This is a genomic window from Campylobacter sp. LR264d (genome assembly GCF_008633895.1).
Taxonomy (GTDB): Bacteria; Campylobacterota; Campylobacteria; order Campylobacterales; family Campylobacteraceae; genus Campylobacter_D.
Map to the genome: position 1 here is coordinate 1 of NZ_VJNT01000033.1, position 5,677 is coordinate 5,677.

At 28.1% G+C, this 5,677-nt stretch carries 6 protein-coding genes and 2 pseudogenes; 3 read left to right on the top strand and 5 right to left on the bottom strand.

What is annotated here, in order from left to right; genetic code table 11:
* Positions 1–393, top strand: a pseudogene (locus FMM56_RS08790) (alpha-2,3-sialyltransferase); the annotation flags it as partial.
* Between the two features lie 6 nt (positions 394–399).
* Here the strand turns inward: FMM56_RS08790 and FMM56_RS07100 are convergent.
* Positions 400–1,158, bottom strand: a complete 759-nt coding sequence (locus FMM56_RS07100; protein WP_150206307.1) for an exodeoxyribonuclease III — start codon at positions 1,156–1,158, stop codon at positions 400–402.
* An 89-nt stretch (positions 1,159–1,247) separates the two neighbouring features.
* Between FMM56_RS07100 and FMM56_RS07105 the strand changes: the two genes are divergently transcribed.
* Positions 1,248–1,499 carry a replication/maintenance protein RepL gene (locus FMM56_RS07105; protein WP_150140096.1) on the top strand — a complete coding sequence of 84 codons (252 nt, stop codon included), beginning with the start codon at positions 1,248–1,250 and terminating at the stop codon, positions 1,497–1,499.
* Entirely contained in the window at positions 1,489–2,484 is a 996-nt protein-coding gene (gene pyrC / locus FMM56_RS07110) for a dihydroorotase (RefSeq protein ID WP_150208188.1), read from the top strand. The genes FMM56_RS07105 and pyrC overlap by 11 nt, the downstream gene beginning before the upstream one ends.
* Before the next feature lie 104 nt (positions 2,485–2,588).
* Here pyrC and FMM56_RS07115 read toward each other — a convergent pair whose 3' ends face one another.
* From FMM56_RS07115 to FMM56_RS09310, 4 genes and pseudogenes are all read right to left on the bottom strand, one after another.
* On the bottom strand, positions 2,589–2,801 hold the full coding sequence (locus FMM56_RS07115; protein ID WP_150208190.1) for a hypothetical protein: 213 nt from the start codon (positions 2,799–2,801) through the stop codon (positions 2,589–2,591).
* 71 nt (positions 2,802–2,872) lie between these two features.
* Positions 2,873–3,175, bottom strand: coding sequence for a hypothetical protein (locus FMM56_RS07120; protein WP_190319034.1), 303 nt, complete (start codon positions 3,173–3,175; stop codon positions 2,873–2,875).
* 238 nt (positions 3,176–3,413) lie between these two features.
* On the bottom strand, positions 3,414–3,569 hold the full coding sequence (locus FMM56_RS08795) for a hypothetical protein (RefSeq protein ID WP_190319035.1): 156 nt from the start codon (positions 3,567–3,569) through the stop codon (positions 3,414–3,416).
* 62 nt (positions 3,570–3,631) lie between these two features.
* Positions 3,632–5,410 (bottom strand): annotated as a pseudogene (locus tag FMM56_RS09310) (DASS family sodium-coupled anion symporter).
* Between the last annotated feature and the right edge of the window lie 267 nt (positions 5,411–5,677).

Consider the following 5,677-nt stretch of genomic DNA (forward strand, 5'->3'; position numbering starts at 1 on the left):
TTACATTTAAAGCAAGAATTAAATGTTTTAAAAACTCGTTTAGTAAAACTAGAAAATGATATAAATACTTATGATAATGCTAAAAATCGTATTAAAAATCATTTAGCCTATAAATTTGGAAGAGCTTTAATTGAAAATTCAAAAAGCATAAAAGGCTATATAAAATTGCCTTTTATATTATGGTTTATAAGGTTAAAAAATTCGCTAAAAGAGACAAATCATAGACCTCTTGAAAGCTATGCTGATTACAAAGAATCCTTAAAGATAAAGGAATATTTTTCTTATCAACTAGGACTTTTGTTTATGAAAGCTTATAAAAATAAATGGAGCGGAGGTTTGATTAAATTTTATTTTAAAGATATAAAGGAATTAAAGAAAAGGTATAAAAGCTAAAAAAGCTTAAATATCAAGTTCAATTCCAACAGGAGCGTGGTCTGATCCCATTATATCAGTTCTTATATAAGCATCTTTTAATTTATCTTTTAAGCCCTTTGATATGAAAAAATAATCAATCCTCCAGCCCACATTTTTTTCTCTAGCTCTCATTCTATAACTCCACCACGAGTATTTATCCTTAATATCTCCATGAATTTGCCTAAATGTATCTATAAAGCCAAGTTTTAATAAATCATCAATCCAAGCCCTTTCAATAGGTAAAAAGCCCGAAGTATTCGCATTTGCCTTTGGGTGAGTTAAATCAATTTCTTTGTGTGCAGTGTTAACATCTCCACAAATGATAATTTGTCTATTTTCTTTTAAAAGCTTTTTTAAATAAGCTAAAAAATCCTTGTAAAAGTCCATTTTATAAGCAAGTCTAATTTCATCCTTTTGACCATTTGGAAAATATATATTAAAAAGGGTAAAATCCTTAAAATTATGTTCTAAAACCCTACCCTCATCATCGTTGAAAAATTCGCATTTTTTGGTAGTATTTTCAAAATTACAAAGGCTCATTACCCCAGAATAACCCGGTCTTTTTGCAGAATTTGAAAACATTTGCTTAAAGGGTAATTCATAAATTTTTTTAGGAAAATTATCCTCACTTGCCTTTATTTCTTGAAAACCTACAAAATCAAATTTTTCATTTTCTAAAAAATCAAGTCCGCCCTTGCCACAAATCGCCCTTAGTCCATTTACATTCCAAGAAAGTAGTTTCATTTTTATCCTTTATTAAAAGCTAAATTCTAACAAAGAGGCATTAACAAAAATTTTTGTTATAATATAAAAATTTAATTTTGGTAAGATTTATGAGTGAAAATTTTATATATTTAATAAAAGAAATTTTAGGCAAAAAACGTTTTGAAATTTTTAAATTTATTTGTGAAAATTGCGATGAAAGTGGCTTTTTATTTATGAAATTAGATGATATTATGAAAACTTTAAAGCTAAGTAAGCCAACCCTTATTGCAAGTTTTAAATTCCTAGAAGAAAAAAAGCTTTTAAAAAGGCTTAAAAATGGACTTTATAAGATTAAATTAGGAGAAAAAAATGAAGCTTAAAAACCCCTTGGATATGCATTTACATTTAAGAGATAAAAATATATTAAAGCTTGTTACACCACTTTCTAGCAAGGATTTTAGGGCTGGGGTTATAATGCCAAATTTAATCCCCCCACTTTGTGATTTAAAGGCATTAAAAGCTTATAAAAAACGCATTTTAAAAATTAGTGAAAATGATAATTTTACGCCCTTAATGACTTTGTTTTTTAAGGATTATGATTTTAAATTTTTAGAAAAAATAAAAAATGAACTTTTTGCTATAAAGCTTTATCCAGCAGGGATTACTACAAATTCTAGTAATGGCGTTTCAAGCTTTGATTTAGAAAAATTAAAACCTACATTAAGTGCCATGAGTGAATTAAAAATTCCTTTATTAGTACATGGCGAAACAAGTGATTTTGTAATGGATAGGGAGACAAATTTTGCAAAAATTTATGAAAAACTTGCTAAAAATTTCCCAAATTTAAAAATAGTTATGGAACATATCACTACAAAAAGACTTTGTAATTTGCTAAAAGATTATGAAAATTTATACGCTACGATTACCTTGCACCATTTAATGCTAACCCTTGATGATGTAATAGGAGGCAAAATGTGTCCTCACCTTTTTTGTAAGCCTATTGCTAAAACCTATAAAGATAAAGACGCCCTTTGCGAACTAGCCTTTAGTGGCTTTGAAAAGGTAATGTTTGGAAGCGATAGTGCACCTCATCCAAAAAGCGATAAAGAAAATTGTGACTGTGCAGCAGGCGTTTTTTCAGCCCCTGTTATACTTTGTGAACTAGCTAGGCTTTTTAATAAACACTCAAATGAAAAAAATCTACAAAAATTTATTAGCGATAATGCTTGTAAGATACATAATTTAAAATTTAAAAATGAAAAAATTATCACCCTAAAAAAAGAAAAACACAAGGTGCCTTTAAAATATGGCACCTTGATACCTTTTTTAGCAGGGCAAAATTTAGAGTTTAAAATTATTTATTAAATTCCTCTTTAAGCCTTGGTACTTCTTTAAATAAAAAGATAAATAAACCACCTTTCTTTTTATATGAATTTATCAAAGTGCTTCCTAAAAGTAAGATTATATCTTTAAGGCTTCTTTATAGTCCTATAAGCACTTAGTGGTAAGGAATTTTGCGTTAAGTTTTGCTTATGTTTTTTAGTAATACACCTTAAAATAAAAGGTATTTTAATTAAGCCCCATAAAGAATGAGAATTTTCTATCATTGCCCTGCCTAACTTATAAGAAAGGTGGTTTTGCACCCTTTGCTTAGCTGTGCCAAATTTAAACTCAAATTTCAAATCTTTTAACTCGTTTATTATTTCTTTTGATAATTCAATATGAGTTTTATATTCCTTGCTTTCTAAGGCTTTTAAATCCTTCTTATATTATTGTAAGTGTTGATTGTTTCATCCATGTTATTGCTTAGATAAATTTTGTTTCTAGCATCAGGTATAATCTTTCTTATAAAAGATAAATCGTAATTTTGTAACCTCTCTCTTTTATTTATTATGCTCCAAATACTTTGGTCATGTCTATTTTGTATAAAAGTTTCTAGTTCTGGTAATTTTGAAGGAGAATCATCTATCAACTCAAAGTGATTATAAAACATATCTAACCACTCTTTTATTAATGTTTCACTTTTCAAGCATTTTTTAATAAATAACACCCCCAAATCTGCGTTGAATTTAAAAAATCTTTATTATCAAGCAAATCATAATAAGCTAAAAAATCAGCCTTATTCCAAGTATGTTCTTTATGTATAGGATTTCCAAAAACTCCTATAAGTTCTTCTTTATCTGTATCTTTGATTAAATCTTGTAAAATATGTTTATTGTTTATGTTAAACTCACAACCTATATCAGCATATATTAAAATATCATTATCATTTATTTGTTTTAAAGTTTCTAATATTATAAAGGGTTTCCAGCACCAATATCCAAACCTCTACTTACCTGAGCCCCCCCCATTTCTATCATGCTACTTCTTATACCTTGATGGCAAGTACTATAAAAATATGGCTTTATATATATTTTATCCTTAAAATCATTTATAAATTTTAAGGGCAAACTTGTTTATATGTATATAAAAATATAGCAATTATAACGATTTTTTATTATAAAAATTTAAATCAATAAAAACCAAGAAGTTTCCACCATATAAAACCTACACCAAGCATTACTAATATATCTACTACTGACATTATAAATCCTACTTTCCACCATTCTTTTAAGCTTACATAATTTGTCCCAAAGATAACTGGTGCAGTACCTGTTGCATAATGAGTTATAGCCATCATTACATTACCTGCACTAAGCAAAATAAAAGCATACAATAGTGCAGGTGCACCAAGTGCTAAACCTGCACTATAAAAGACCAAAAACATAGCAGATATATGGGCTGTTGTGGAGGCAAAAAAAATAATGTGCATATAAAAAAACAAGGGCTAAAAAAATCATAGCAGAATATTCACCAAGACCCATAATACTAGCTAAATTGCCAAGCCAATCGGCTAAAAATTTAGTGACTCCTAACTTGCCTAACATATTTGCCATCATAACAAGGGCAGAAAACCATACTAAAGTATTCCAAGCATTTTTTTCAGCTAAAATCTCTTTAAAACTTAAAACATTACTAAGTATTACCAAAGAAAGTCCTAAAAATGCTACTGTTGTCGCGTTAAGGGTTATTGAAAACAATAAATTTAAAGTCCCTGCCCATAATAAAAGTAAGAGTAAAAATACACCAAGCATTATCTTTTCATCTTTTTTCATTTTACCAAGTTCTTGTAATTTTTCTCTTGCAAAAACTTGTGCATTTGGCGTGGATTTAATTTGAGGTGGTGATAAAAAATATATAACCAGTGGCATTAAGGCCATAGCTACAAGACCGGGTACTAACATACCTAATGCCCATTGTCCCCATGTAATATGTATATTCATATTTGTAGCTTGTGCAACTAAATCAACTACTAAAGGATTTGGTGCAGTAGCAGTTATAAACATAGCAGAAGATATAGGATTTGCTTGAAAATTTACTAAAGAAAGATAGGTGCCAATCTTTTTTTGCGTTAATTCTTCAGGGCTTGATTTAAAGGCTTGTGAAATAGCTTGTATAATAGGATTATAATAGCACCAGCCCTTGCTGTATTAGATGGAGTAACTGGGGCTAGTATAGTTTCTGTTATAGCACTAGCGTAAACTATGCCTATAGTTTTTTTGCCAAAAATACCAATAAAATAATAAGCAATTCTAGCCCCAAGCCCTGTTTTAATCACACCACGGGCTACCATTACAGAAACTACTATAAGCCATATTAAAGAATTTGAAAAACCGCTAAGTGCATCTTTAATGCCCGTTGAAGATTTTAATTTACTGATATTTTCATATACTATTTTATCAATTTCCTCTTGACTATGATTTTGCAAGGCTAATTCATTAAAAAACTCAATCTTAGTTGAAGAAATTAATCTATCGTTCATTACTTTAGACCTTTCTTTTGTATAAATTGTGCTAAGTTCATTGATTAACTCTTTTGTATCTTGATTAAAATTAATCTTATTTTTATCATTAATAGCATTATTTAAAGCCTTTATAATAGCTGTTTCTAAACTAAGATTTATGTTTTCTTTTGTATTGTCCTTTAAAACAATATTTTCAAGGCTTCGTATGTGATTTAATCTAATATCACTATCCTTTGTGCTAATACCACTAAGTGCTACTATTGCAATAGCTATTAAACAAATGGCCCCAAGTGGCATTACTTGCAAGATTACAGCTAAAATCACTGCTATAAATAACCCTAAAAATATCCATGCATTATATTCTAAACTAATAGGCACTGGTATAATAAAAAATGCTAAGACCACTAAGATAAAAATAATTAAATGTGGAATTTTTCTCTTTTGCATAGTTTTTCCTATATTATAATTTTTTTAAAAAACTAATCATACAAAAAAAAAAAAAATCAATTGCTCAAAATAAAAGTAGTTTTTAAAATTTTTTTATTTTAACGAGATTTAGCTATCTTAGCTTTATTATAATTTAAATTTGTTTAAATATTTAAAAAAGCTTATAGCCTTAACCTTTAAGACTAAAAGCTCTTTAAAAAAACTTTATATTTTTTAAAATTTACTATTTTAACAAAAGCCTTTATTGAAAATTTAAAAAGGGGCTTA